Raw genomic sequence first — 22,977 nt, forward strand, 5'->3', positions numbered from 1 at the left:
TGAGATGGGCCTTTTCAATTCACATGCTCTTCGTGATGAATTTGGATTTAATTTTCTGATAAATTTAATTAGCAAGATGTTTCAAATAACTTGAAAACCTGTACTTTTGTTGCGATGAAAAAAATTATTCTGAATAAGGGGAAAGATAAGGCAGCTTGGCAACTTCATCCTTGGGTGTTTTCTGGTGCAATAAAACGGATAGATGGTACACCCGATAATGGGGATGTTGTTACTGTTTTTAATGCAGAAAATGAGTTTATTGCTTTCGGACTTTTTCACGATTCATCTCGTGTAGCTGTTCGTTTATTAGAATGGCACCCTGATCAGCAAATCAACGAACAATGGTGGAGAAAGCGTATTCAAAAAGCTGTAGACGCACGCCGCCATTTATTAATTGAGGGAAAGAATGATACGGCAAGGTTGATCTTTGCTGAAGCAGATTTTGTGCCGGGATTGATTGTCGATAAGTATGCTGATTTTATTTCAATACAGGTGCATGCAGCTGGTATTGAAAAAATCAAGGATGTGGTTATAGATGAACTTAATACATTATTAAGTCCTAAGGGAATATATGAGCGTTCAGATCTGAAGTCGCGTGAACATGAGGGATTGCCCGATACAAATGGTTTACTTTTTGGTGAACTCCCTCCTGAATTTGTAGAAATTATTGAAAATGGTATCCGTTATCAGGTCAATATTATTGATGGCCAAAAATCAGGTTTTTATTGTGACCAACGAGAGAATAGGGCGTTAACAGCTCAATATGTGAAAGGTAAAAAGGTCTTGGATTGCTTTTGTTATTCAGGAGGTTTTACGTTAAATGCTTTCCATGAAGGTGCGGCAAGTGTTACATCTGTAGACAGCTCTGCTTTAGCGATTGAAACGTTAAGACGCAATATACTGTTAAATGGCTATAGTGAAGAGAACCATATCGCGATCCAGTCGGATGTGAATAAGCAATTGAAAGTTTTTGCTGAAGAGCATCAAAAATTTGATGTCATTGTCTTAGATCCACCAAAATATGCTCCTTCCAGATCTTCACTGGAACGTGCATCACGTGCATATAAGGATCTTAATCGGAGAGGTTTATTGCTTTTAGAATCAGGAGGCTTATTGGCCACTTTTTCATGTTCTTCAGCCATGGATATCGATACTTTTAAACAAGTATTGGCATGGGCAGCATTGGATGCGGGCAAAGAAATACAATTTATCAGACAATTTCATCAACCAGATGATCATCCGGTGAGAGCATCATTCCCAGAAGGGGAATATTTAAAAGGATTATTAGTAAGAGTTATTTAAAAAAACAAAAGAGGTTTCTAATATGAGGGACCTCTTTTTTACGTTATGGAAGTACAAAATAATAAGATCAGACCTGAGTTTTCTATTTTACTCGCAGTTAGTTTTGCACATTTATTAAATGACTTGATTCAGGGAGTCATTCCATCAGTTTATCCCTTATTGAAAGAAGAACATCAATTAAGTTTTTCACAAATTGGTATGATCACATTTGTGTATCAAATTGCAGCATCGATTTTCCAACCTGTCGTTGGTTCTTTTACCGATAAAAATCCGATTCCTTATTCCCAAATTATCGGTATGACCTTTTCAATTGCGGGTATGGCGCTGTTTGCTTATGCACCTAGCTACGCACTGATTTTATGTGCTGTATTTCTAGTTGGAATAGGATCATCTATCTTTCATCCTGAATCCTCACGTGTGGCCTATATGGCATCAGGAGGTAAACGAAGTATGGCGCAGTCGATTTTTCAGATAGGAGGAAATGCAGGAACAGCATTAGCTCCTATTATTGTTGCTTATTTGGTTTTACCAAAAGGACAGTCTTCTATTGCTTGGTTTTGTGCGATTGGGCTTATCGGTCAGGTTGTTTCGTTTTACATTGGAAACTGGTATAGTAGGAGGCTGAAAAATAGAGCCAAAAATGCTTTAAATGCTATCAAAATACCTGATCTCTCGGAAGCCCGAGTGGTGTCAACTGTTATTATATTGATGCTATTAATTATTTCTAAGTATTTTTATATTGCTAGTATTACCAATTACTTTCAGTTTTATACCATGGAAAAGTTCGGTATAACAGAGATTCAAGCACAAGTATATTTATTTTACTTCTTAATTGCTGTCGCAGCTGGCACCTTATTAGGTGGTTTATTTGGCGATCGTTTTGGAAGGAAATACGTCATATGGTTTTCGGTATTGGGAGTAGCACCATTTTCTTTACTGCTGCCTTATGTTGATTATACCATGACAGGGGTTTTAGTTGTGATTATTGGTTTAATTTTGTCTTCCGCTTTTCCTGCCATTATTGTGTATGCACAGGAGTTGTTGCCCAAGAAATTAGGTATGGTATCTGGATTGTTCTATGGTTTTGCTTTTGGTATGGGAGGTTTAGGTTCTGCATTGTTAGGATGGCAGGCCGATCACACATCGATTGAGTTTATTTATCATATCTGTTCTTATTTGCCTTTGATAGGTGTAGTTGCCTATTTCTTGCCCAATCTGCAAAAGACTCCATATAAAGAAGTTTTGTAAATCAGCTTAGCAGTTATATAAAATAAATAAAGCGCTCTATAGAGCGCTTTATTTATTTTATAACATCAAGCCAACCCTTGGCCATTAGACTAGCGCCTGCCAATGAAGTATGGACACCGTCTGTTGTCCAATAAGATCCAGAAGCTTTACGCTGTGCTTGATCAAAAATCGATTGGTACGAAATTAGTGCCGCATCAAATTCTTTGGAAATCTCAACACAAGCATTTTGATAAGCTAAGAAGTCTGGATACCAATCGTCAGTAACATGTTTTACATCTTTTACTCCAAATGGTTCTCCAATGATCAATTTCACTTGAGGTAATTTGGATAGTGTTTGTTGCAATAAATCTTGATATTGTTTTTTAAACAGTTCAGGTGTATTTGTTGCTCCACTATCTTTTGTTCTCCAAAAATCATTCACCCCAATCAAGATACTTAAAATAGTAGGTTGAAGATCGATGGTATCTTGCTGCCATCTATTTTGCAAGTCAGGTACTCGGTTGCCACTGATACCGCGATTGTATATTTTTAGATTTTTGTCCGCATATTTTTCAAGCAGACTTGCAGCAGCAAGATTGACATAACCTGATCCTAGGGCACCATTATCATTCACATTTTTATTGTTTCGATCTCGACCATTATCGGTGATCGAGTCTCCCTGAAATAGGATAATATCGTTCTGATTTATAGTAATCTTTTTTGATTTCTTTAAACTGGTCATACTTTCAGCCTGAGCAGAAAACAAATTAGCGTTCGTTAATAAGGTGGCGCCAACAATACTTTTGGTAATAAATGATCTCCTATTAGTTTTCATATTTGGTTATACGTTGATAGCTTAAATATAAAAAAACTAACCATACTTTTCAATACCGTCAAGGATAATTTTACATGCCTTCTCAATTTCTTCGTTTGAAATGGTCAAAGGGGGAGCGACGCGCAACGCTGTTTCACAGTGTAGATACCAATCAATCATGATTCCTTGTTGTGCACAATAATTGCTGACATTATATACTTGTTCAAAGTTTTCAAGCTGCAGGCACATCATCAATCCTTTACCTCTAATTTCTTTAATTTTAGGATGTTGCAGGAGGTTTCTAAATAATTGTTCCTTTTCAGCTACTTGTTCCACTAATTGATCTTCTAGGATTACTTCTAAAGAAGCTTTTGCTGCCGCACAACTTACGGGGTGTCCACCAAAGGTCGTAATATGGCCCAGCATAGGATTATCTTTGATCACATCCATCACCTGCTTAGCTGCTACAAATGCACCTAGTGGCATGCCACCGCCAATACCTTTGGCAAGCATTAAAATATCAGGAACTATACCATAGTGTTCAAAAGCAAATAATCTGCCGGTTCTACCAAAGCCAGTTTGGATTTCATCGAATACCAGTAATGCTCCTGTTTCATCGCATCGTTTACGTAAAGCCTGCATATAGGCAACATCTGGTACACGTACTCCAGCTTCTCCTTGAATGGCTTCAATAATGACTGCGGCCGTTTTATCTGTAATATGCGCTAGGTCTGCGATATCATTGAAAGTTATGAATTCAATCTCCGGAAGTAGCGGTGCATAAGCCGTATGGTATTCTTCATTACCGATAAGACTTAAGGCTCCTTGTGTACTACCATGGTACGCTTTTTTTGCAGCGATAATTTGTCTTCTACCTGTAAAACGCTTTGCGACCTTCATGCTTCCTTCAACAGCTTCAGCTCCTGAATTTGTAAAATATACGGATTCAAAGTGTTTTGGAAGAACGGCTAATAAATCGCTTGCAAATTCAACTTGTGGGGCTTGTACAAATTCACCATATACAGTCACATGTAGGTACTTCTCCAGTTGTTGTTGGATCGCTTGGATTACCTTAGGATTTCTATGTCCAATATTACTGACATTGAAACCAGACACCAAGTCCATATATTCTTCACCATTGGGTCCATATAAATAAACTCCTTCTGCTTTAGCTATTTCAATCATTCTAGGTGAATTAGATGTCTGAGCGGTATTGAGAAGAAAAAGTTGGCGGTTATTTAGCATCTTATGATTTGTTTAAAAAAAAGAAGAAGTCTTTTGGACTTCTTCTCATATGCGTATTAATTATTGTTTTTTCGATTATTGAGAGATTTGATCAAATATTCTCGGAACTCCTGCTCTACTTGAAAAAATTGAGAGGATCGCGAAGTTCCAATAACTTTAGAAAATTTCTCACGGTAATTTTTCTTGATCTCCAATTCTTTGGCATCATAAGCGATGACATCTCGAGACCCTCCTCTTAGATTATTTCGGGAAGGACTGTTTCCCGTTTTAGCTTTTTTAACGCTCCACATCTCCTTGGAGTATTCATTATAAATAGGAAAAAAATCTTGAGCTTCTTTGCGTGATAAATTTAGCTCTCTTGTAATAAAAGCAATTTTTTCATTTTCAATGATTTGAAAACGTTCATTGTCCTGTGCATAAGTTGTTGATAAACCTATGATACAGAAACAAAATATGATCATTATATTCTTAATTTTCGACATCATTATAACGTATATTTAAGATAATCCTCAATATCTTCGTCCTTAACTTTACTATTTGTTCCTACTATATCTTCATCGTCGATATATTTAGCAACATAGAGTAGATCGTCACTATTTCCTGTTTGTGCCAAGTAATTAATAATTTCCTGATCAGAAACATGACTCAGGTTTTTTTGTTCATCTTGAACGTTGTTATTTTGTATTCCAAAGTAACCACCTATACTTAAAACGGCTGCCAGAGATGCAGCTACCGCATATTTGTTCCAAGAAATTTTTCTTTTGATAGAACGAACAGTAGAAGTCTCAACAGGAATATCTAAATCCAAATCTGCACGAATCGTTTTAGTAATTGTAGCATTTAATGCTTCAAAATAACCCTTAGGAGCTTCAAAGCCATCTGTAGAAACGATTTGCCTTAAATTGTCCGTAGTTATTTTAGCGGATAGTTGATCATTGAATTCATTGAAATATAAAGACGGGGTTACAAATCCATCTTGAGTTACTTTCGATTTTAAGTTATCTTCCGCTACTTTTATTAATATATCATTTTGTAAAGAAGAAAAGTAATGATCTGGATGACTAAAACCATCGGTTTTAACCTGATCTTTTAATTTTTCTTCAGATACTTTACTTAAAATATTTTGTTGAAGTTTTTCAAAATAGCCAACAGGTACATCGAGATTTTTTTTCTGTAATGATTCCAATTTGACCTGGGAAATTAGAGACTCATGGAGATCTTTAAAGTATCCTTCAGGCACATCAAAAGGATTTACACGTAGTGAATCGGGTAGATTATTGGCTTCCATTCCCTCATGATATGTGTTATTTTCCTTCATAGTAAATCATTAGAGTATCTTAATCAAAAAAGGTTTAATCGTTGTTATGAAAAAAAGCTTCTATTTTTTTTACTGCTAAATGATACGATGCTTTTAAGGCACCGACACTTGTTCCTAATACTTGTGAGATCTCATCATATTTCATATCATCGAAGTATTTCATGTTGAAAACAAGTTTTTGCTTTTCTGGTAATGTTAATAAAGCTTGTTGCAATTTCATTTGTGCTTTATCACCACTAAAGTAACTACCACTTGATAAAGAGTCAGCTAAATAAGCAGAACTATCGTCATCCAACGATACGTTCTGCTTCAGTTTTTTCTTATTCAAGAATGTGATACATTCATTGGTTGCGATGCGGTAAAGCCATGTATACAATTGGGAATCCTCTCTGAAGTTTGCCAAATTGCGCCATACTTTGATAAATATGTCTTGTACAACATCATCCGCATCATCATGATCAATGACCATTCTTCTCACATGCCAATATATTTTTTGCTGATATTTAGTCAGCAGATGATTAAATGCTTCTTCACGCGTACTTTCGTTAGCAAATTTTGAAATAATTAAAGCATCTTCCATATAGTGACGTTGTGATCGTTGTTTTTTATTTTCTATTAATAACACGTTGTGCAGCCGCAACAATTGCAGCAGCATTCAAACCATATTTTTCCATTAATTGAGCGGGAGTACCTGATTCACCGAAGCTATCATCAACTGCAACAAATTCTTGTGGACTTGGTAAGTTTTTCGCTAATACTTGAGCAACACTGTCACCCAAACCGCCTAAACGATTGTGTTCTTCAGCAGTTACTACACATTTTGTTTTAGCAACAGATTTTAAGATCGCCTCTTCATCCAATGGTTTGATCGTGTGGATGTTGATGATCTCAGCATCAATGCCCAATTCTGCTAATTGCTCACCAGCTTGGATTGCTTCCCATACCAAATGACCTGTAGCGATAATCGTTACGTCAGTTCCTTCATTTAATGTTACCGCTTTTCCGATTACAAACTCTTGATCAGCAGGGGTAAAGTTAGGAACAACAGGACGTCCAAAACGTAAGTAAACAGGACCTTCAAATTTTGCAGCAGCAATTGTTGCAGCTTTAGTTTGATTGAAATCACAAGGATTGATCACTGTCATGCCTGGTAACATTTTCATCAAACCGATATCTTCTAATATTTGGTGAGTAGCACCATCTTCACCCAATGTTAATCCAGCGTGTGAAGCAGCTATTTTAACATTTTTGTCTGAATATGCAATAGATTGACGAATTTGATCGTAAACGCGACCCGTCGAGAAGTTGGCAAATGTACCTGTAAAAGGAATTTTACCACCAATTGTCAAACCAGCAGCAATTCCCATCATGTTTGCTTCAGCAATACCAATTTGGAAAAAACGCTCTGGGAATTCATTTATAAAATCGTTCATTTTTAATGAACCGATTAAATCAGCACATAAAGCAACAACATTTTCGTTTTGTTTACCTGCTTCTAATAATCCAGCACCAAATCCTGAACGGGTATCTTTTGATTCTGTGAAAGTATATTTTTTCATTTTTTACTAGTATGGAGTAGTTAGTATGGAATAGGTAGTATATAGATTTTTTTTAATGACGTTTGATGGTCAATTTCTAAATACTAATGTCTTAAATACTAATATCTAATATAATTAATAATCGCCCAAAGTTTCTGTTAACTGACCTAAAGCCGAAGCCAATTGATCATTGTTTGGAGCAACACCGTGCCATTTGTGAGATCCCATCATGAAATCAACACCATTACCCATTTCAGTATGTAATAATATAATAATCGGTTTACCTTTACCTGTATGCGATTTCGCTTCTTCAAGTCCAGCAACTACAGAGGTCATATCATTACCTTTTGCTACTTCTAGTACATCCCATCCAAAAGCTTCCCATTTCGCGCGAAGATCGCCTAATGAAAGAACTTGATCTGTAGAACCATCAATTTGAGCACGATTATAATCAACCGCTGCAATCAGATTGTCTACTTTATTATGAGGAGCATACATTGCTGCTTCCCAAACTTGACCTTCTTGCAATTCACCATCACCCATTAAAACATACACTAAATTTGTGTCTTTGTTTAATTTTTTAGCTTGAGCAGCACCAATTGCAGCAGAAAGTCCCTGACCTAAAGATCCAGAAGCAATACGAATTCCAGGAAGACCTTCGTGAGTAGTCGGGTGTCCTTGAAGACGAGAATTGATTTTTCTGAAAGTAGCTAATTCGCTTACTTCAAAGTATCCTGCACGTGCAAGTGTACTGTAGAAAACGGGCGAAATGTGACCATTTGATAAGAAAAATAAATCTTCACCGATGCCATCCATATCAAAAGATGGATTACGTTTCATTGCATTGAAATAAAGAGCAACTAAGTAGTCCGTACAACCTAATGATCCACCTGGGTGGCCAGATTGACAAGCATGTACCATGCGTACGATGTCACGTCTTACTTGTGATGCAATTTGTTCTAGTTTATTGATATCTGCACTCATTTTAATATATTGATTTCACAATTAGCCGTAAAGTTAGTCATTTTTAACAGAGTAGGGGTTATAAATTGTAAATTTTAAGGATAAAATAGCTATTCAAATAACGTCTTCTGGATCCCTATAAGAACAACATATATTTTTTTTGAAAACATGGCATTAAAAAGTCTTCCAAAAAAATGTCCATGGAATAACTTTGATTGGGATTTTCTTGATTTCTTCCTCCATATGATTTCTTTTGTTCATATCCGAGCCCAATATATGGCGGTTAAAATTAGCGCAAGGGAGAGGTGTCCAAAGGTATTTTCAATCCATAAAAAAAGCCGTTCACAAGATGGAACGGCTTTATATTTGATATCGTTTTATACTTACATCGATTCAGCAACAACTTCTTCAACTTCTGGCACCATACGTTTTAATAAACCTTCTATACCAGATTTTAAGGTGATACTTGAAGAAGGGCAACCACTACATGATCCCCGTAGCTCTACTGTCACAATACCACTATCAAATGATTTGTATGCAATAGCACCACCATCTTGCTCTACTGCAGGACGTACATAATCATGCAATACCTGTTGGATCTTGATTTCGATATCCGACCCTTCAAAAGTAACATCCTCTGTATGTTCGATTGGTTTTACAGCAAGTTCAGATTCTATAGCACCTTTTATGAAGTCTTTTAATAGCGCTTCGATATCAGTCCACTCAGCATCATCACTCTTCGTAATGGTCACAAAATTACTTGCGAAAAATACGCCGTTTACAAAGTTAAATTTAAATAATTCCTTTGCGAAAGCAGATTCTTGTGCTTTATCCTTATCCGGATAATCCAAACTACCGTTGATCAACAATTTATTGACCAAAAATTTCATCGTAGATGGATTCGGAGTGGATTCTGTATATACGTTAATTGTTGCCATATTAATCAGTGTCTATTTCAAAAAACAAATATAAGCTAAATATCAGGTGATGTTAGTCATTAAAGCGTAAAAGCTTATAGACTTACACCGGTATAGTTAGCAGGGCTGATTGATTTTAATTCTGCCTTTACTTGGTCTGTCACCTTTAAGTTGTCCACAAATTCGGCTATAGTAACTTCCGTTACGTGCGTATTGGTACGTGTCAGATCTTTTAAAGCCTCGTAAGGTTTTGGATATCCTTCTCTTCTCAACACTGTTTGTATCGCTTCAGCAACGACAGCCCAATTGTTATTAAGATCCGCCTGTAGCGCAGTTTCATTTAAAATCAATTTGCGTAGACCTCGTAATGTAGATTTTATTGCTATTAACGTATGCGCAAATGGAACACCAATATTACGTAATACGGTTGAGTCTGTTAAATCACGTTGTAAACGAGAGATCGGCAATTTTGCAGCTAAATGTTCAAATAGTGCATTTGCAATCCCTAAGTTTCCTTCAGCATTTTCGAAATCAATAGGATTGACTTTATGCGGCATCGCTGAAGATCCTATTTGACCAGCTGTAATTTTTTGCTTAAAATACTCCATGGATACATAGGTCCAGATATCGCGACACAAGTCGATCAGAATTGTATTAATACGTTTGAATGCATCACAACTTGCAGCAAAGTTATCATAATGTTCAATTTGAGTGGTTGTTTGCGAACGGCTCAAACCAAGTGATTCATTGACAAATTTATTTCCAAAAGCGACCCAGTCGGTTTGTGGATATGCGACATGGTGCGCATTAAAATTACCCGTTGCTCCACCAAATTTGGCCGAGTAAGGCACTGCTTTCAGTTGCTCAAACTGACGTTCAATACGTTCTACAAAAACTTTAATTTCTTTACCCAAGCGCGTTGGGGAAGCGGGTTGACCATGCGTACGTGCCAACATGGATACGTTTGACCAATCTGTAGACAATTGTGTTAATTCTTGAATCAATTCTTCAATCGCAGGTGTGTAAACATGTGCAATAGCATCTTTCCATGAATATGGGATTGCTGTGTTATTGATATCTTGTGAAGTCAATCCAAAGTGGATAAATTCCAAAGAATCATGCAATCCTAATTTTTCAAATTTATCTTTCAAGAAGTATTCAACTGCTTTTACATCATGGTTAGTTACTTTTTCAGTATTTTTAATCCAAGTTGCATCTTCTTCTGTAAAATTTCTATAAAGGTCACGTAATTTTTCATTTAACGAGCCATCAAAATGACTTAATTGTTCAATTCCTGATTCAGAAAGTGCGATGAAATATTCAACTTCTACTAAAACTCGATATTTGATTAAGGCAAATTCTGAAAAATAAGCCCCTAATTCTTGAGTTGCGTTATGATAACGACCGTCTACTGGAGATACGGCGGTAAGTGATGATAAGGCCATAATACGTTTTTGTTTGTGCAAAGGTAAAAAAATGAGGGGAGCTTATCAATTTAAATCAGAGGTATATAACAAAAAAAAGCTCCAACAAGTGGAGCTTTTAATATTTTTAAAATCAGTTCCCTGAAATTAGTGAGCAGCTTTTGCTGAATCAATAGCAACTTTAGCTGAATCAACTACAGTTTTAGCTGAATCGATAGCTGTGTTAGCTGAATCAATAACAGTGTTAGCTGAATCAATAGCTAATGAATCAGAAGTAGTTTCTGATTTGTTAGCAGTACCATTACAAGAAGCGAAAGCTACAGTTAAAGCTAATCCTAAGAAAGCGAATTTGAATGAATTTTTCATTTTGATGTTATTAAATTTTATTAAATTTTTTTATTCATAGGTTTATACCTTAAATATGAAAAGGTAACCCATTTATTTTTATTTTTTTTTAAAAGAAAGCTTACATCACTAAAATGTAAGCTTTTATGTTGTCAACAGTACTAAATTATTTTTTAGTAACAGCAGAATCAACTTTCGCAGCAGCAGAATCAACTTTTGCAGCAGCAGAGTCAACTTTGTTAGCAGCTGAATCTAATACAGTAGCAGCAGAATCAACTAAAGCAGCAGCAGAATCAGCAGAAGCGTTAGTTTTAGTTTCAGCACCACCACAAGAAGCGAAAGCTACAGTTAAAGCTAATCCTAAGAAAGCGAATTTGAATGAATTTTTCATTTTGATTTTTCTAAATTAATGGAAACAAAATTGTTATTTAAACATTAATACTTAGAATGATAAAAGGTAACCTTCAAAATGGATTATTTTTTTATTAAATATTTATACGTTGATTATCAGTTATTTATATTTTATGTTTTTTGTAATTTATCTGTTGATTTTCTGTTGAAAGAACTTTTTATTTTAAATACCGTATATTGAAGAGACAAATTGTTGACAGTTAATTTTAAAGAAGGAGACTATGTTTGATAAAATGAAAAATATTTTAGACCTCTTGAAGGTCGTTGATTTAGAAAAACTGAACGAAATTTCTCAAAAAATTGATTTAGGTCAGGTATTGAATGCGGTATCCAAGATGGACGATCATCAGTTGAGGGGAGCGATGAAGCTGCTAACCGCATCCGGTAAGAAAAAAGAGTTGCCTCCTATTAACGGAGATTTCTATCATATTGAAGATAAGTTATCTACTAAAGACAAGATCATCCAACTGAAAGTGCGTGATTTTATGGAGAAAGAAATCAGCCCTATTGTTAATAATTATTGGTTAAGAGATGAGTTTCCGTTTGAAATTATTGAAAAGTTTGCGGCATTAAATATTTGCGGATATACCTATGAGGGCTATGGTTGTGCAGGCGGGAGCTCTTTGATGGAGGGAGTGATCGCTGCAGAGATCGCTCGAGTAGATGCATCGATAGCGACATTTTTCGGTGTGCAAAGTGGCTTAGCTATGGGCTCTATTTATATTTGTGGTTCAGAAGCGCAAAAAGAAGAATGGTTGCCGCGTATGCAGCAGATGAAAGTTATTGGTGCTTTTGGTTTAACAGAGCCCGAAGTCGGATCCGGTGCGGCAGGAGGATTGACTTGTACCTGTAAAAAAACCGAATCTGGTTGGGTTTTGAATGGACAAAAGAAGTGGATTGGAAATAGTACTTTTTCAGATATCACCATTATTTGGGCACGAGATCTGGATGATGGACAGGTGAAGGGTTTTATCGTGCGTAAGGAAAATCCAGGTTTTGCCGTAGAAAAGATAAAAGGAAAGATGGCACTGCGTATTGTTCAGAATGGCTTGATTACGTTGACTGATTGTGTGGTACCAGAATCCGACCGATTGCAAAACGCCAATAGTTTCAAAGACACAGCTAAAGTGTTGCAGATGACAAGAGCGGGTGTGGCTTGGATGGCAGTGGGTTGTGCAAGAGGAGCTTATGAAAATGCACTTGATTATACGCGCAAGCGTGAACAATTTGGAAAACCGATTGCCTCATTTCAATTGATTCAAAACCATTTGGTCGAAATGCTCTCTAATTTAACGGCAATGCAAACCTTAGTTTATCGTTTATCTGAAATGCAAGATAACGGTGATTTAAAAGATGAACATGCTTCTCTAGCTAAAGTTTTTTGTTCATTAAGAACACGAGATATTGTATCCAAAGCACGAGAAGTAATGGGCGGAAATGGAATTTTATTAGAATATAATGTTGCTCGATTTTTGGCCGATGCCGAAGCAATATATTCTTATGAAGGAACAAAAGAAATTAATTCTCTAATTGTAGGGCGAAGCATAACGGGTTTCAGTGCATTTGTCTAACACATTATTTATGAAATAAAACTTAAAATAATTTTAGTGTTTTTGTGATTGCTTAAAAGTTTGCTAGGTATAATTGAATTGTAAAATTTGTCAGTCTGCATTCTTTTGTCAAAAAATAGAAATACTGAAAGAAAGTGAGAATCAGGCTGTACACATTTGTTCTTGGATTAGAAATGTTATATGATTGCGTACTTAGGCGATTCTCTATCAATAAAAAAAGATCAGGCTAATAAGCTCTGATCTTTTTTTATTGACAGATGTACGATTTAGATAAGGACTCCTTGAATGATGTTCATTTTCTGTAGATCGTGTCGATTTTATTACAAATCTTTAATTAAAAACAAATTTCTGCCTGAAATAATGGTTGGTCATTTCTGTATACGCAGGACATTATTATCCTAAAGCGACATCCAATGTCATCATTAAAATAAATCCTCCAATAAATCCTATTGTTGCAATATCTGAATTTTTATTTTGTTGTGCTTCTGGAATTACTTCTTCTACTACGACAAAAATCATGGCTCCTGCCGCAAATGCCAGTGCGTATGGAAGTATCGGAGTAAAGGTGACTACAGCCATTGCTCCTAAAACACCAGCAATAGGTTCTACGATTGCCGATGCTTGTCCGTAGAAAAAACTTTTACGTCTGCTCAGTCCCATTCTTCTTAAAGGCATAGCGACAGCAATACCTTCTGGGAAATTTTGCAGTCCGATTCCTATTGCCAGTATAACTGCGCCTGCAATTGTCGCTTCTGGAACACCTGCTGCAACACTCCCAAAAAGGACACCCACGGCAAGTCCCTCAGGAATATTGTGAAGTGTAATGGCTAAAATCATTAGCGTCGTTTTCTGCCATGGGGTCTTTACACCCTCTACTTTCTTAAAATTGATATGTAGATGCGGTAAAACCTTGTCTATGCTAAATAGGAATGCGGCACCGATGAGAAATCCAACGACAGCTGGGACAACTTGTATAAAACCTGTTCCCTCACTCATGTCGATCGCCGGTATGAGAAGGCTCCAGACACTTGCAGCTACCATAACCCCGCCCGTAAATCCCAGCATGCCGTCCAGCACATTCTTATTCATTTCTTTAAAAAGAAACACAAAGGCAGCTCCTAAAGCAGTCACTAGCCAAGTAAACAATGTTGCATACAAAGCTGCTAAAATCGGGTCGATGCTTTCAAGGTAGGAGATAATTGATTCAATCATAGTATATGCTAATTCTTTATTTTATCCATCTTAAGATCTATTCGTTTATGGGTGCAACAGCGCTTTAACAAGGCGAAAATCTATTGATTTTGCTGGACATTTTAGTTTAACTGTGTTTTAAAACTTCAAGCTTAAAAATATAATAAGTCCGAGATGGTATTTAACAAAAGTAATAAGTTAGATTGAACTAACAAATATATTTCTAACATTTTTGTTAGTTTGTGCTAATAATAATTAATTCAGCTATTATTAGCATGCAATTGCATTACCTTTAGAGGTCTCATTGTGTTGAATTGATTTTTAAAATATCCATGTCCCACGTTTTGACCGAGTTGCTTTTTTAAGCAGCTGCTTCCTGTGCTTGGTCTATTTTTCCTTTTTTAAAAATGGTATTTAATACAATTGCTATTGCGCCGTCTCCAGTTACGTTGCAGGCAGTACCGAAACTATCCATGGCGATGTATAAAGCTATCATTAAAGCTTGATTTTCAGCATTGAATCCAAGCATACTGCCGATAATGCCTATAGCCGCCATAATGGCTCCACCTGGTACACCTGGAGCTGCAATCATCGTGACCCCCAGCATACAGATAAATCCCATCATTTGTACAAAATCTATAGGAATGCCTTGCATCATCATGAGTGCAAGTACACATGCAACTATTTTTAGTGTGCTACCCGCAAGATGTATTGTCGCGCATAAAGGGATACTGAAATTGGCAATATCCTCATCAACACCTAGTTTTTTTGCTTGTTTTAGCGTTACGGGAATCGTTGCTGCGGAAGATTGTGTTCCTAAGGCAGTGAAATAAGCAGGTAGCATACCGATCAATAATTTGAATGGATTTTGTTTAGAAGCTATACCTGCTATGATAAATTGAATGACAAGTAAAAGAATATGAATGACGAATATAATACCGATGATTTTAATAAAGACATGTAATATCGTGAATACTTTACCGGTATAAGTCATATCGTAAAAAATACCAAGAATAAAAAAGGGGAGTAGTGGTATGATCATTTTTTCAATGATAAAACTGATCACTTTTTCAAAATCAATAAATACTTTTTCTAATGCCGAGTTTTCCAATTTTGATAAACCGATGCCAATACAGAATGCAAGCACCAATGCAGACATGACATCAAATAGCGGTGGAAATTCAATGGTAAAATATGGGCTAAGTGTTTTCGTGCTTTCGGTAATGAGCTCGGTATTGATCTGATTTTGGAGCAAAGATGGAAATATGCTCATACTGACTGTGTATGAAAAAAGTCCGGCAAATAACGTAGATCCGTATGCGATCAGTACAGTCGTTAGTAATAGTTTTCCTGCAGTTTTTCCAAGTTGGGCAATTGATGGGATAATTAATCCAACGATAATCAATGGGATCAAAAATTTCAAAAATTGGTCAAAGAGAAAGTTATATGTTATCAATATGCGCCCTAATGATTCAGGAAGATAGAGCCCTAGTAGAATTCCAGAAATAATAGCAATGATTACTTTAAAAAGAAGATTCTCCGTAATTTTTTTCATTTGATTCATAATTATATATTCATTTATCCCGTTTTCCTGTTGTAGAAATCAAAGGCGAAGTCACGAAAATAGGAATTTATAATTGAAAAGGTTGCTATTCTTTTTGGAATGAGTGGTCGATATTGGTTGCTATTATAGGCTTAAAATGAAATCCTTCAATATTTTTTTTGTATTTTTATACAGTTGAATTGCATTAGGCGATACAGATGATATCAGCAAAATTAGCATGTGTTACTTTGATCAAGTCATGGGGGTTGATTTCAATCTGTAGGCCCTTTTTGCCGGCGCTAATGATTATTTTATTTTCTAAGGAGGCGAGTTCTTCTAGGTATGTTGGAAATGCTTTTTTCATTCCTATAGGAGAACAGCCACCTCTGATATAGCCCGTTACATGCTGCAGGTCTTTCATCGGGAGCATTTCACATTTTTTATTACCAGAGATATGAGCTAATTTTTTTAAGTCTACCTGTGCATTTCCTGGTATAACAGCGACGATATAGGGATCTTTCTGTCCAGTTAGCACTAGGGTCTTGTAGATCATTTCTACTCGAATTCCTAAAGTTTTCGCCACTTCCGTTGCACTTTGGTGCTCATCTTTTACTTCATAAGTCTTTAATTCATAAGTAATGTCCAGGTTGTCGAGGATGCGAGCAGCGTTAGTTTTTACCATTTCTTTGAGATGTGTTTTTCTATAATCTAATAAGCGCCATGTAATAAAAAATGAATGTAACGATGTTTTTGTAAAAAAACAATTTGTAAATCTATGGTGTGAAATTTAAAAATTGGACTTTGATGATTATGGTGTTTTGGTTTTTATTGAAATACTAAGCGTTTGTTTTATGAAAAGTAATCGTATTGTTTTTGTGAATTATTAACAAAAAAGGGATTGAACAAATAAAATGAACAATCCCTTTTTTATTTAAAATCTTACTTCATTGTCAAAATAATATGTCCTGTTCGGAATGCTTAATTGTTCACATAAGCCTCCTGACTATTCCGAAAAACATAACCTATTATATTTTAAATAAGGATTTTTGTATGGTTGACAGTCTGGTTATGTTATTTTTTAGAATGCATATACAAGTGCAAGTGAAAACTGTCCAGCATTTTTTGTTGGAGAAAGGTCTTGCTTGACAAACATTTGTGAATCGCTGTTGTCCAATCTAATTTCGGGGATAAATGTAAATCCATGATGTTTGAAGTTTGCTGTTAGAGTGGTTGCGATAATTTTATTACTGCTTGTTTCGGTTGCGGGCATTTCCTTTGTTTTGAAGTATTCTCCACGAATACCTATGCCAATATTTTCATTGATATTCACCTTTGGATATAGTGCTACTCCCGCATATCCACCTTCACCTTTTCTATTGTAATTTGTCGCATTTGCTCCTAATGAAAACATAGGGGAGAATGAATAGTTTCCTACGAAATCAATCAAGGTTCCCGAGCTATAATTAGCTGCGCCACCTTGTGAAGAACCCGTAAGAAAGTTTAGATAAAAACTTGATTTTTCATTTGGTGTTACTGATAATTGCGATCCAATGTGCGATACGCCATTTAGATCTTGGTATACATTCCAGTCATTAAAGATTCCAACCATCAGCCCCACTTTGTCAGAAAAAGCGTATTGCGCTTTTATTCCGGCATCTTGAAAAGGTCCGGCGCCAAAAAGATAAGAAGTAGAATAATGAAAATTGAATGAAGGGCAAATAACCTCGTAGCCCACAAACGTACCCATAAATCCAGCTGTCAGACTAAGTTTTTCCGTAAGTGCGTACGATATATAAAGATTTTGAATATGAAAACTGTTTTTGTCATCTCCATCTTGACCATCTCCATTCAATATAGATCGATACTGGCCTCTTGGTCCAAAGGATAGTTCACCTACGAATGATGCTTTTCCAGTCGTTTTTTTAAGAGCAAGGTCGACCATTCCAATGGATACAGAATTGTTGTCTTCTGTAAAATAGGTATTGATATTCGGTTGTTTTTGAAAATCATATTTCCAATATGTATCTACCGACCCTGATATTTCCAAGTCTAATAAGTCGTATTTTTTACTTTGCGCGTATATTTTTCCAAAAAATATGACTAAAAATAATGTTGCTGAGATGATTTTTTTCATTTTTTAATGTTTTTAAATGTTTGTTTTTAATTTTTACTCATTTAAAATCACTAAAACCTCTAGTTGTTATATGTATTTGTGCTGCATGTAGATTTTTTTTAATTAAAATTTATAGTTTTTAGCATTTATTCTAGTTGTTTTTGTGTTTTTAGGTTGATTATGTTTAGGATCCTAATGTAAATATATGATTTTTTTTATATTTTATTGATTTTTTAATTATTTGAAGTTATATTTGAATAAAATAAAATCAATTACATTTGTTTTTGGTTATTTTGTAACAAAAAATAGTATTATTTATGAAATTATTAAACTTAAATCTTTGAATATTATGAAAAAATTCATTCCTCTTATTATTTTGGTATGTTTAGCAATTGTCGGCTTACTTACACCTTCATTAGAAGTCACTAATGTAGCAGGTGTGGAAATTGACACAGGTGATACCGCCTGGTTGCTAGCATCGTCTGCTTTGGTATTGATTATGACTCCAGGTTTAGCATTCTTTTATGGTGGGATGGTCAGTAAGAAGAATGTAATCTCCACGATGATGCAAAGTTTCATCTGTATGTGTATTATTTCTGTGCTGTGGGTCATCTTCGGCTTTAGTTTAGCTTTTGGAGAGGATATTGGGGGTATTATTGGAGATCCTCGAACTTTTTATATGATGAAAGGCATGTTGGGTAATGTGTCTTGGTCAGCTCTGCCTACGATCCCGCTCGTATTATTTGCGATGTTTCAACTGAAATTTGCCATTATTACGCCCGCACTTATTACAGGGGCTTTTGCCGAACGTGTTCGCTTTAACTCGTTTATGGTATTCATTATTTTGTTCAGTATTTTTATTTATATGCCCTTGGCACATGCTACTTGGCATCCAGAAGGTATACTAGCTAAATTTGGTGTTTTAGATTTTGCGGGTGGTACTGTTGTGCACATGTCTGCTGGATGGGCAGCGTTAGCATCAGCTATATATCTTAAGGGGCGTAAAAAGCCAACACACTCTCCAGCTCGTATTAGTTATGTGATTTTAGGAACAGCTTTGCTGTGGTTTGGCTGGTTTGGATTTAATGCTGGTTCTGCTGGTGGTGCAAATAGTCTTGCAGCATATGCTTTTGCTACAACAACAACCGCATCAGCTGTAGCGGCTATTGCTTGGATATTTGTAGATATCATTCGTGGCAAAAAACCATCTGCTATGGGCGCTTGTATTGGAGCTGTTGTTGGATTGGTGGCCATTACACCTGCAGCGGGTTTTGTTACCATTTCACATTCCATTGTTATTGGACTTGTAGCTGCTTTAGTCAGTAATTTAGTTGTGTTCTTACGTAGCAAAACAAGTATTGACGATACCTTAGATGTATTTCCTTGTCATGGAGTCGGTGGTATGGTTGGTATGATCCTTACAGGTGTTTTTGCTAATAGCAGTGTCAACAGTGTCGTGACGACAAATGGCTTATATTTCGGTGAAACGGGTTTGTTTATCGCGCATGTAGTGGCGCTTATTGCTGTGTCTGTATTTGCATTTTTCGGATCTCTTCTTTTGATTAAAATAACAGATCTAATCACGCCGCTTCGTGTACATGAAGTGGAAGAAGAACTTGGATTGGATATTACTCAACATGATGAGGAATTGTAACACTAACATTATTTGAACCAATATTAACTCTTGTAAAGGTGCAGTATTTGCTGCACCTTACTTGTTTTTAGGTCAGTTATTAATTTAATATCATCCTTTTTTTAATTTTCAGTCCTCACAGACCATCATTAATCTTTCTTTTCTATAGCTTTGATTAATGGTCTAATCTTGCTCCAATATTTTTTATAGGAGGTGAACTTACCAAGTTTATTTTTTTTATCTACATCCCTGTGAGAAACCAACAGTAAGCGCCATTGAGACATTTCTTCTGCTTCCTTTTTCGCTTGAGCATGTCTGTTGTTATTGTTAATTATAAAATTTCAGGTAGGTGAAACGATTTGAATAGAAAATTTCAGATAACTTTGTTCAAAGATTACCCTATTATGTGATGGTGTGTGATCTAGACTTTGCGGAAAATGGAAGAAATCAATTATTCTGATAAAAATAGACGACTAGTGCCTACCCGTTTTAAACGGATGTTTTTGGTCGTATTTGCATTTGTTTTGCATTATTTAGTTTCTTACATCCTCGATCCGTATTCTGCCTATTGGCAAGATTATTTTAAAAGAAGCATCTCTGAGATTGTAGCAGAATGGGCGGTTTCTTTTTTATTTTGTTTTCTGATTTCTGAAGTAAGTATTTTTATCCATCGAAAGTTGAACATGCGCGTTCCTTGGACACAAAATAAATCGAAAAGGCTTTTCCTTGAAATCACCCTTAATTTCATCGCTGTACTGACGCTTATTTTGATGAATATGATTTGCTATGCGATCATAGATCCTCAGTCTGCTCAAATAGAATCAGTTCCTTCTATGGAGGAAATAAAAGATATTTTGCAATGGATCGTCGTGAGTTTAGTGATTTCTTTTATGATTATTTCCATCAATACCATGAGTTATCTGATCAACAATTGGATTGAAACAGCTACGGAAATGTCTGCCCATAAAATAAAAGCTGCTGAATTAAAACAAGCATCTGTAGAAGCTGAGCTTAATGCATTGAAGATGCAATTGGATCCTCATTTTATATTTAATAATCTCAGCGTACTTTCCGAATTGATATTGGAAGATCAACAGCTTGGATTCGAATATTCTGAAAATTTTGCTAAAGTGTATCGGTTTTTATTAGTGAATAGTAAAAAAAATATGATAACGCTAGATGAGGAAATTAGATTTTTAAATGCCTATATATTTCTAATAGAACATCGCGTTGGTAGTGGTGTCAATTTTACGATTGATATCCAAGATCATAGTCGTCATATGTATATTCCCTCATTGACTTTACAATTGCTCATTGAAAATGCAATTAAACACAATTCTACCAATAAGCGACGTCCTTTAATGATTCATATTTCTAATGCCGAAGTCGGCAAGGTTGTTATCGAAAATACGTTATCACCTCTTGATCATTCGGAAATTACATCGACTGGTATAGGGCTTAATAATATTACAAGCCGTTTTCAGTTGCTGGGAGAACAAGTTCCAGAGGTGACCAGAGATCAACATACTTTTCGCGTGAGTATCCAATTGGTAACCTATGATAGTGAACATACATAGGTATATGGTTGCACGGGTTACAGGATGTTGCCGTCGGTCAGATCAATTCAAATATTGAACCCAAACAGGAATTTCTATATTAAAATATGGAGAGCTGAATTGATTTGGATGAGCTTAGGAATAGTGTTTAAAAAACGGGGTGTAAAACTGTTTTGATACCGTTTTGATTTTTTAAATTGGTGATTATTAGTGCTATATTGGGTGCTCTGTAAGCCAGTGTTTTAATGGCATAAAATGTCATTTATTTTATTTTTCGTACCTTTGTGCCGTCATATGACACGGAGGCCATGTTTTTTTCCGTTAAGACAGTCTCCTTTTTGGAGCTCTGTCTGAGTTGTTCGCCATATACTTGTTAAGTATAAAAGAGGTATTATTTTTTTATATCTCGTCTTTTAAAAGATTCATTTCTTTTTCATGATTGCTCTTCATCGAACTAAGAGTAAAATGTATTTATTATCAAGTTGATTGAACAAGAAGTAGGTCTACGATCGAACTCAACTTTAGGGATATGTTTGTGTTATTAAAAATAACATGAATGTATTTGCTATTTAAAATATGCCCAATGTGACGTGACAATTTGTTTCATATCAAAAAAAATAAAAATGGATAAAAACAGAAAAGTTAAGATAAAAGTTGAAGACTTGACAATTGTGTTCGGTAAACAAAAGAAGTTGGCTCTAAAATTACTGGGTGAAGGTTGTACAAAAAAAGAGATTCTAGAAAAAACCGGTTGTACGATCGGTATTAATGAAGCTAATTTTGAGATCTATGAAGGAGAGTTTTTTGTCATTATGGGACTTTCTGGAAGTGGTAAATCGACTTTACTAAGATGCCTGAACCGATTGAACGAGCCTACTATGGGTAAAGTTTTTATCAATAATGATGATATCACCAGTAAGAATAACAAAGAGCTTTTAGAAGTGCGGAGAACTGAAATGAGTATGGTCTTTCAGAAATTTGGATTATTGCCTCATCATACCGTTTTGACCAACGCTGCTTTTGGTTTAGAAATTAGAGGCGAGGACAAAATGTCTCGTGAAGCGAAAGCTCAAAAAGCGCTTGACATCGTCGGTCTGAATGGTTTTGAACAGCAGTTTCCAATCCAGCTGTCGGGTGGGATGCAACAACGAGTAGGCTTGGCTCGTGCTTTGGCAAATGATCCGGAAGTCTTGTTAATGGATGAAGCATTTTCAGCACTAGATCCTTTGATCAAAACCGAGATGCAGGATCAGCTATTGGACCTTCAGGATACTTTGCAAAAAACTATTGTATTCATTACGCATGATTTGGATGAAGCCATCAAGCTTGGTGACCGTATCGTGATTATGAAAGATGGTATAATTGAGCAGATTGGTACGGCAGAAGATATTTTAACCAACCCTGCGAGTGATTATGTGAAAGCTTTTGTGGATAAAGTCGATCGAAAATCTATTATCACTGCGGGTTCATTGATGACTGAGAAGCCGACATTGGTCAGATTTAAAAAAGATGGCCCTGAAGGAGCGCTCCGTAAGATGAGAACAACTGGATTGGAAATATTACCTGTTGTGGATATTCATGATACTTTCTTAGGCTTTGTCAATATTAATGAGGTTATTCAAGCTGCCAAGCGTAAAGATCCAACTGTAGAGTCTATTATTCATATGAATGTGCCGTCTGTATCAAAAGATGTGACGGTGGAAGAGATGTTGCCATTGATTTCTGAGACACGATCTCCAATAGCGGTGGTCAATGATCAGAATAGATTGTTGGGCATAGTGACACAAACGTCGCTCATTATCGAAGCAACAAAGTTTAACGAAGAGGAAATTAACGAATTAAAAGAAAAAGCAAATAATCAATAAC

21 protein-coding genes are annotated in these 22,977 nt (G+C 35.8%); 7 read left to right on the top strand and 14 right to left on the bottom strand.

Annotation, left to right across the window (positions count from 1 at the left end):
• The first annotated feature begins 114 nt into the window (after positions 1 to 114).
• Entirely contained in the window at positions 115 to 1,302 is a 1,188-nt protein-coding gene (locus B3P23_RS01930) for a class I SAM-dependent rRNA methyltransferase (protein WP_045753013.1), read from the top strand.
• 45 nt (positions 1,303 to 1,347) lie between these two features.
• A complete protein-coding gene (locus tag B3P23_RS01935) occupies positions 1,348 to 2,550 on the top strand; it encodes an MFS transporter (RefSeq protein WP_045753012.1) in 1,203 nt (400 codons plus the stop codon).
• A 52-nt stretch (positions 2,551 to 2,602) separates the two neighbouring features.
• Here the strand turns inward: B3P23_RS01935 and B3P23_RS01940 are convergent, their stop codons facing one another.
• The 10 genes from B3P23_RS01940 to B3P23_RS01985 form a co-directional block, all read right to left on the bottom strand.
• Positions 2,603 to 3,364, bottom strand: coding sequence for an SGNH/GDSL hydrolase family protein (locus B3P23_RS01940; RefSeq protein ID WP_045753011.1), 762 nt, complete (start codon positions 3,362 to 3,364; stop codon positions 2,603 to 2,605).
• Between the two features lie 36 nt (positions 3,365 to 3,400).
• On the bottom strand, positions 3,401 to 4,588 hold the full coding sequence (locus tag B3P23_RS01945; protein ID WP_248755729.1) for an aspartate aminotransferase family protein: 1,188 nt from the start codon (positions 4,586 to 4,588) through the stop codon (positions 3,401 to 3,403).
• 56 nt (positions 4,589 to 4,644) lie between these two features.
• Positions 4,645 to 5,049, bottom strand: a complete 405-nt coding sequence (locus B3P23_RS01950; protein ID WP_228115940.1) for a hypothetical protein — start codon at positions 5,047 to 5,049, stop codon at positions 4,645 to 4,647.
• Positions 5,050 to 5,072: 23 nt separating this feature from the next.
• Positions 5,073 to 5,906, bottom strand: coding sequence for a hypothetical protein (locus B3P23_RS01955; protein WP_045753008.1), 834 nt, complete (start codon positions 5,904 to 5,906; stop codon positions 5,073 to 5,075).
• 34 nt (positions 5,907 to 5,940) lie between these two features.
• Positions 5,941 to 6,486, bottom strand: a complete 546-nt coding sequence (locus tag B3P23_RS01960) for an RNA polymerase sigma factor (protein WP_094771427.1) — start codon at positions 6,484 to 6,486, stop codon at positions 5,941 to 5,943.
• A 25-nt stretch (positions 6,487 to 6,511) separates the two neighbouring features.
• Positions 6,512 to 7,465 (bottom strand): transketolase family protein, encoded by a 954-nt coding sequence (locus B3P23_RS01965; protein WP_045753007.1) that lies wholly within the window; start codon positions 7,463 to 7,465, stop codon positions 6,512 to 6,514.
• Between the two features lie 114 nt (positions 7,466 to 7,579).
• Positions 7,580 to 8,428, bottom strand: coding sequence for a transketolase (locus B3P23_RS01970; protein ID WP_293924100.1), 849 nt, complete (start codon positions 8,426 to 8,428; stop codon positions 7,580 to 7,582).
• A 362-nt stretch (positions 8,429 to 8,790) separates the two neighbouring features.
• Complete coding sequence (locus B3P23_RS01975) at positions 8,791 to 9,345, bottom strand: NifU family protein (RefSeq protein WP_045753006.1); 555 nt, start codon at positions 9,343 to 9,345, stop codon at positions 8,791 to 8,793.
• Positions 9,346 to 9,419: 74 nt separating this feature from the next.
• Positions 9,420 to 10,769: an adenylosuccinate lyase gene (gene purB / locus B3P23_RS01980; protein WP_045753005.1), complete on the bottom strand. Its 1,350-nt coding sequence runs from the start codon at positions 10,767 to 10,769 to the stop codon at positions 9,420 to 9,422.
• 126 nt (positions 10,770 to 10,895) lie between these two features.
• Positions 10,896 to 11,114 carry a hypothetical protein gene (locus tag B3P23_RS01985; protein WP_094771375.1) on the bottom strand — a complete coding sequence of 73 codons (219 nt, stop codon included), beginning with the start codon at positions 11,112 to 11,114 and terminating at the stop codon, positions 10,896 to 10,898.
• Positions 11,115 to 11,239: 125 nt separating this feature from the next.
• On the opposite strand from B3P23_RS01985, the gene B3P23_RS01990 reads away from it, so the two are divergent.
• Together B3P23_RS01990 and B3P23_RS01995 are read left to right on the top strand one after the other, a co-directional pair.
• The gene (locus B3P23_RS01990; protein ID WP_248755731.1) at positions 11,240 to 11,503 is read left to right on the top strand and encodes a hypothetical protein; all 264 of its coding nucleotides are present in this window, start codon (positions 11,240 to 11,242) and stop codon (positions 11,501 to 11,503) included.
• A 222-nt stretch (positions 11,504 to 11,725) separates the two neighbouring features.
• Positions 11,726 to 13,075, top strand: coding sequence for an acyl-CoA dehydrogenase family protein (locus tag B3P23_RS01995; protein WP_293924106.1), 1,350 nt, complete (start codon positions 11,726 to 11,728; stop codon positions 13,073 to 13,075).
• A gap of 393 nt (positions 13,076 to 13,468) precedes the next feature.
• Here the strand turns inward: B3P23_RS01995 and B3P23_RS02000 are convergent, their stop codons facing one another.
• The 4 genes from B3P23_RS02000 to B3P23_RS02015 form a co-directional block, all read right to left on the bottom strand.
• Positions 13,469 to 14,287 carry a ZIP family metal transporter gene (locus B3P23_RS02000; RefSeq protein ID WP_094771377.1) on the bottom strand — a complete coding sequence of 273 codons (819 nt, stop codon included), beginning with the start codon at positions 14,285 to 14,287 and terminating at the stop codon, positions 13,469 to 13,471.
• Between the two features lie 340 nt (positions 14,288 to 14,627).
• Positions 14,628 to 15,821 carry a dicarboxylate/amino acid:cation symporter gene (locus tag B3P23_RS02005; RefSeq protein WP_293924108.1) on the bottom strand — a complete coding sequence of 398 codons (1,194 nt, stop codon included), beginning with the start codon at positions 15,819 to 15,821 and terminating at the stop codon, positions 14,628 to 14,630.
• Positions 15,822 to 16,014: 193 nt separating this feature from the next.
• Entirely contained in the window at positions 16,015 to 16,491 is a 477-nt protein-coding gene (gene ybaK, locus B3P23_RS02010) for a Cys-tRNA(Pro) deacylase (protein WP_293924110.1), read from the bottom strand.
• 396 nt (positions 16,492 to 16,887) lie between these two features.
• Positions 16,888 to 17,943 carry an outer membrane beta-barrel protein gene (locus B3P23_RS02015; protein ID WP_293924113.1) on the bottom strand — a complete coding sequence of 352 codons (1,056 nt, stop codon included), beginning with the start codon at positions 17,941 to 17,943 and terminating at the stop codon, positions 16,888 to 16,890.
• Positions 17,944 to 18,271: 328 nt separating this feature from the next.
• Between B3P23_RS02015 and B3P23_RS02020 the strand changes: the two genes are divergently transcribed.
• The 3 genes from B3P23_RS02020 to B3P23_RS02030 all read left to right on the top strand — a co-directional run bounded on the left by B3P23_RS02020 (position 18,272) and on the right by B3P23_RS02030 (position 22,976).
• The gene (locus tag B3P23_RS02020; protein WP_045755626.1) at positions 18,272 to 19,576 is read left to right on the top strand and encodes an ammonium transporter; all 1,305 of its coding nucleotides are present in this window, start codon (positions 18,272 to 18,274) and stop codon (positions 19,574 to 19,576) included.
• Positions 19,577 to 19,992: 416 nt separating this feature from the next.
• Positions 19,993 to 21,132 carry a sensor histidine kinase gene (locus tag B3P23_RS02025; protein ID WP_045754697.1) on the top strand — a complete coding sequence of 380 codons (1,140 nt, stop codon included), beginning with the start codon at positions 19,993 to 19,995 and terminating at the stop codon, positions 21,130 to 21,132.
• Positions 21,133 to 21,734: 602 nt separating this feature from the next.
• On the top strand, positions 21,735 to 22,976 hold the full coding sequence (locus B3P23_RS02030) for a quaternary amine ABC transporter ATP-binding protein (RefSeq protein ID WP_248755734.1): 1,242 nt from the start codon (positions 21,735 to 21,737) through the stop codon (positions 22,974 to 22,976).
• Position 22,977 lies beyond the last annotated feature (1 nt).

Source organism: Sphingobacterium sp. UBA6320, from assembly GCF_002440335.1.
Classification (GTDB): Bacteria; Bacteroidota; Bacteroidia; order Sphingobacteriales; family Sphingobacteriaceae; genus Sphingobacterium.

Bases quoted from the DNA above. Each gene is read 5' to 3' on its own strand.
- purB (WP_045753005.1), bottom strand. From the start codon at position 10,769: ATGGCCTTATCATCACTTACCGCCGTATCTCCAGTAGACGGTCGTTAT.
- B3P23_RS02025 (WP_045754697.1), top strand. From the start codon at position 19,993: ATGGAAGAAATCAATTATTCTGATAAAAATAGACGACTAGTGCCTACC.
- B3P23_RS01990 (WP_248755731.1), top strand. From the start codon at position 11,240: ATGTTGTCAACAGTACTAAATTATTTTTTAGTAACAGCAGAATCAACT.
- B3P23_RS01965 (WP_045753007.1), bottom strand. From the start codon at position 7,465: ATGAAAAAATATACTTTCACAGAATCAAAAGATACCCGTTCAGGATTT.
- B3P23_RS01975 (WP_045753006.1), bottom strand. From the start codon at position 9,345: ATGGCAACAATTAACGTATATACAGAATCCACTCCGAATCCATCTACG.
- B3P23_RS01995 (WP_293924106.1), top strand. From the start codon at position 11,726: ATGTTTGATAAAATGAAAAATATTTTAGACCTCTTGAAGGTCGTTGAT.
- B3P23_RS01930 (WP_045753013.1), top strand. From the start codon at position 115: ATGAAAAAAATTATTCTGAATAAGGGGAAAGATAAGGCAGCTTGGCAA.
- ybaK (WP_293924110.1), bottom strand. From the start codon at position 16,491: ATGGTAAAAACTAACGCTGCTCGCATCCTCGACAACCTGGACATTACT.
- B3P23_RS01960 (WP_094771427.1), bottom strand. From the start codon at position 6,486: ATGGAAGATGCTTTAATTATTTCAAAATTTGCTAACGAAAGTACGCGT.
- B3P23_RS01940 (WP_045753011.1), bottom strand. From the start codon at position 3,364: ATGAAAACTAATAGGAGATCATTTATTACCAAAAGTATTGTTGGCGCC.
- B3P23_RS02020 (WP_045755626.1), top strand. From the start codon at position 18,272: ATGAAAAAATTCATTCCTCTTATTATTTTGGTATGTTTAGCAATTGTC.
- B3P23_RS01970 (WP_293924100.1), bottom strand. From the start codon at position 8,428: ATGAGTGCAGATATCAATAAACTAGAACAAATTGCATCACAAGTAAGA.
- B3P23_RS01950 (WP_228115940.1), bottom strand. From the start codon at position 5,049: ATGATCATATTTTGTTTCTGTATCATAGGTTTATCAACAACTTATGCA.
- B3P23_RS02030 (WP_248755734.1), top strand. From the start codon at position 21,735: ATGGATAAAAACAGAAAAGTTAAGATAAAAGTTGAAGACTTGACAATT.
- B3P23_RS01935 (WP_045753012.1), top strand. From the start codon at position 1,348: ATGGAAGTACAAAATAATAAGATCAGACCTGAGTTTTCTATTTTACTC.
- B3P23_RS02015 (WP_293924113.1), bottom strand. From the start codon at position 17,943: ATGAAAAAAATCATCTCAGCAACATTATTTTTAGTCATATTTTTTGGA.
- B3P23_RS01955 (WP_045753008.1), bottom strand. From the start codon at position 5,906: ATGAAGGAAAATAACACATATCATGAGGGAATGGAAGCCAATAATCTA.
- B3P23_RS01985 (WP_094771375.1), bottom strand. From the start codon at position 11,114: ATGAAAAATTCATTCAAATTCGCTTTCTTAGGATTAGCTTTAACTGTA.
- B3P23_RS01945 (WP_248755729.1), bottom strand. From the start codon at position 4,588: ATGCTAAATAACCGCCAACTTTTTCTTCTCAATACCGCTCAGACATCT.
- B3P23_RS02005 (WP_293924108.1), bottom strand. From the start codon at position 15,821: ATGAAAAAAATTACGGAGAATCTTCTTTTTAAAGTAATCATTGCTATT.
- B3P23_RS02000 (WP_094771377.1), bottom strand. From the start codon at position 14,287: ATGATTGAATCAATTATCTCCTACCTTGAAAGCATCGACCCGATTTTA.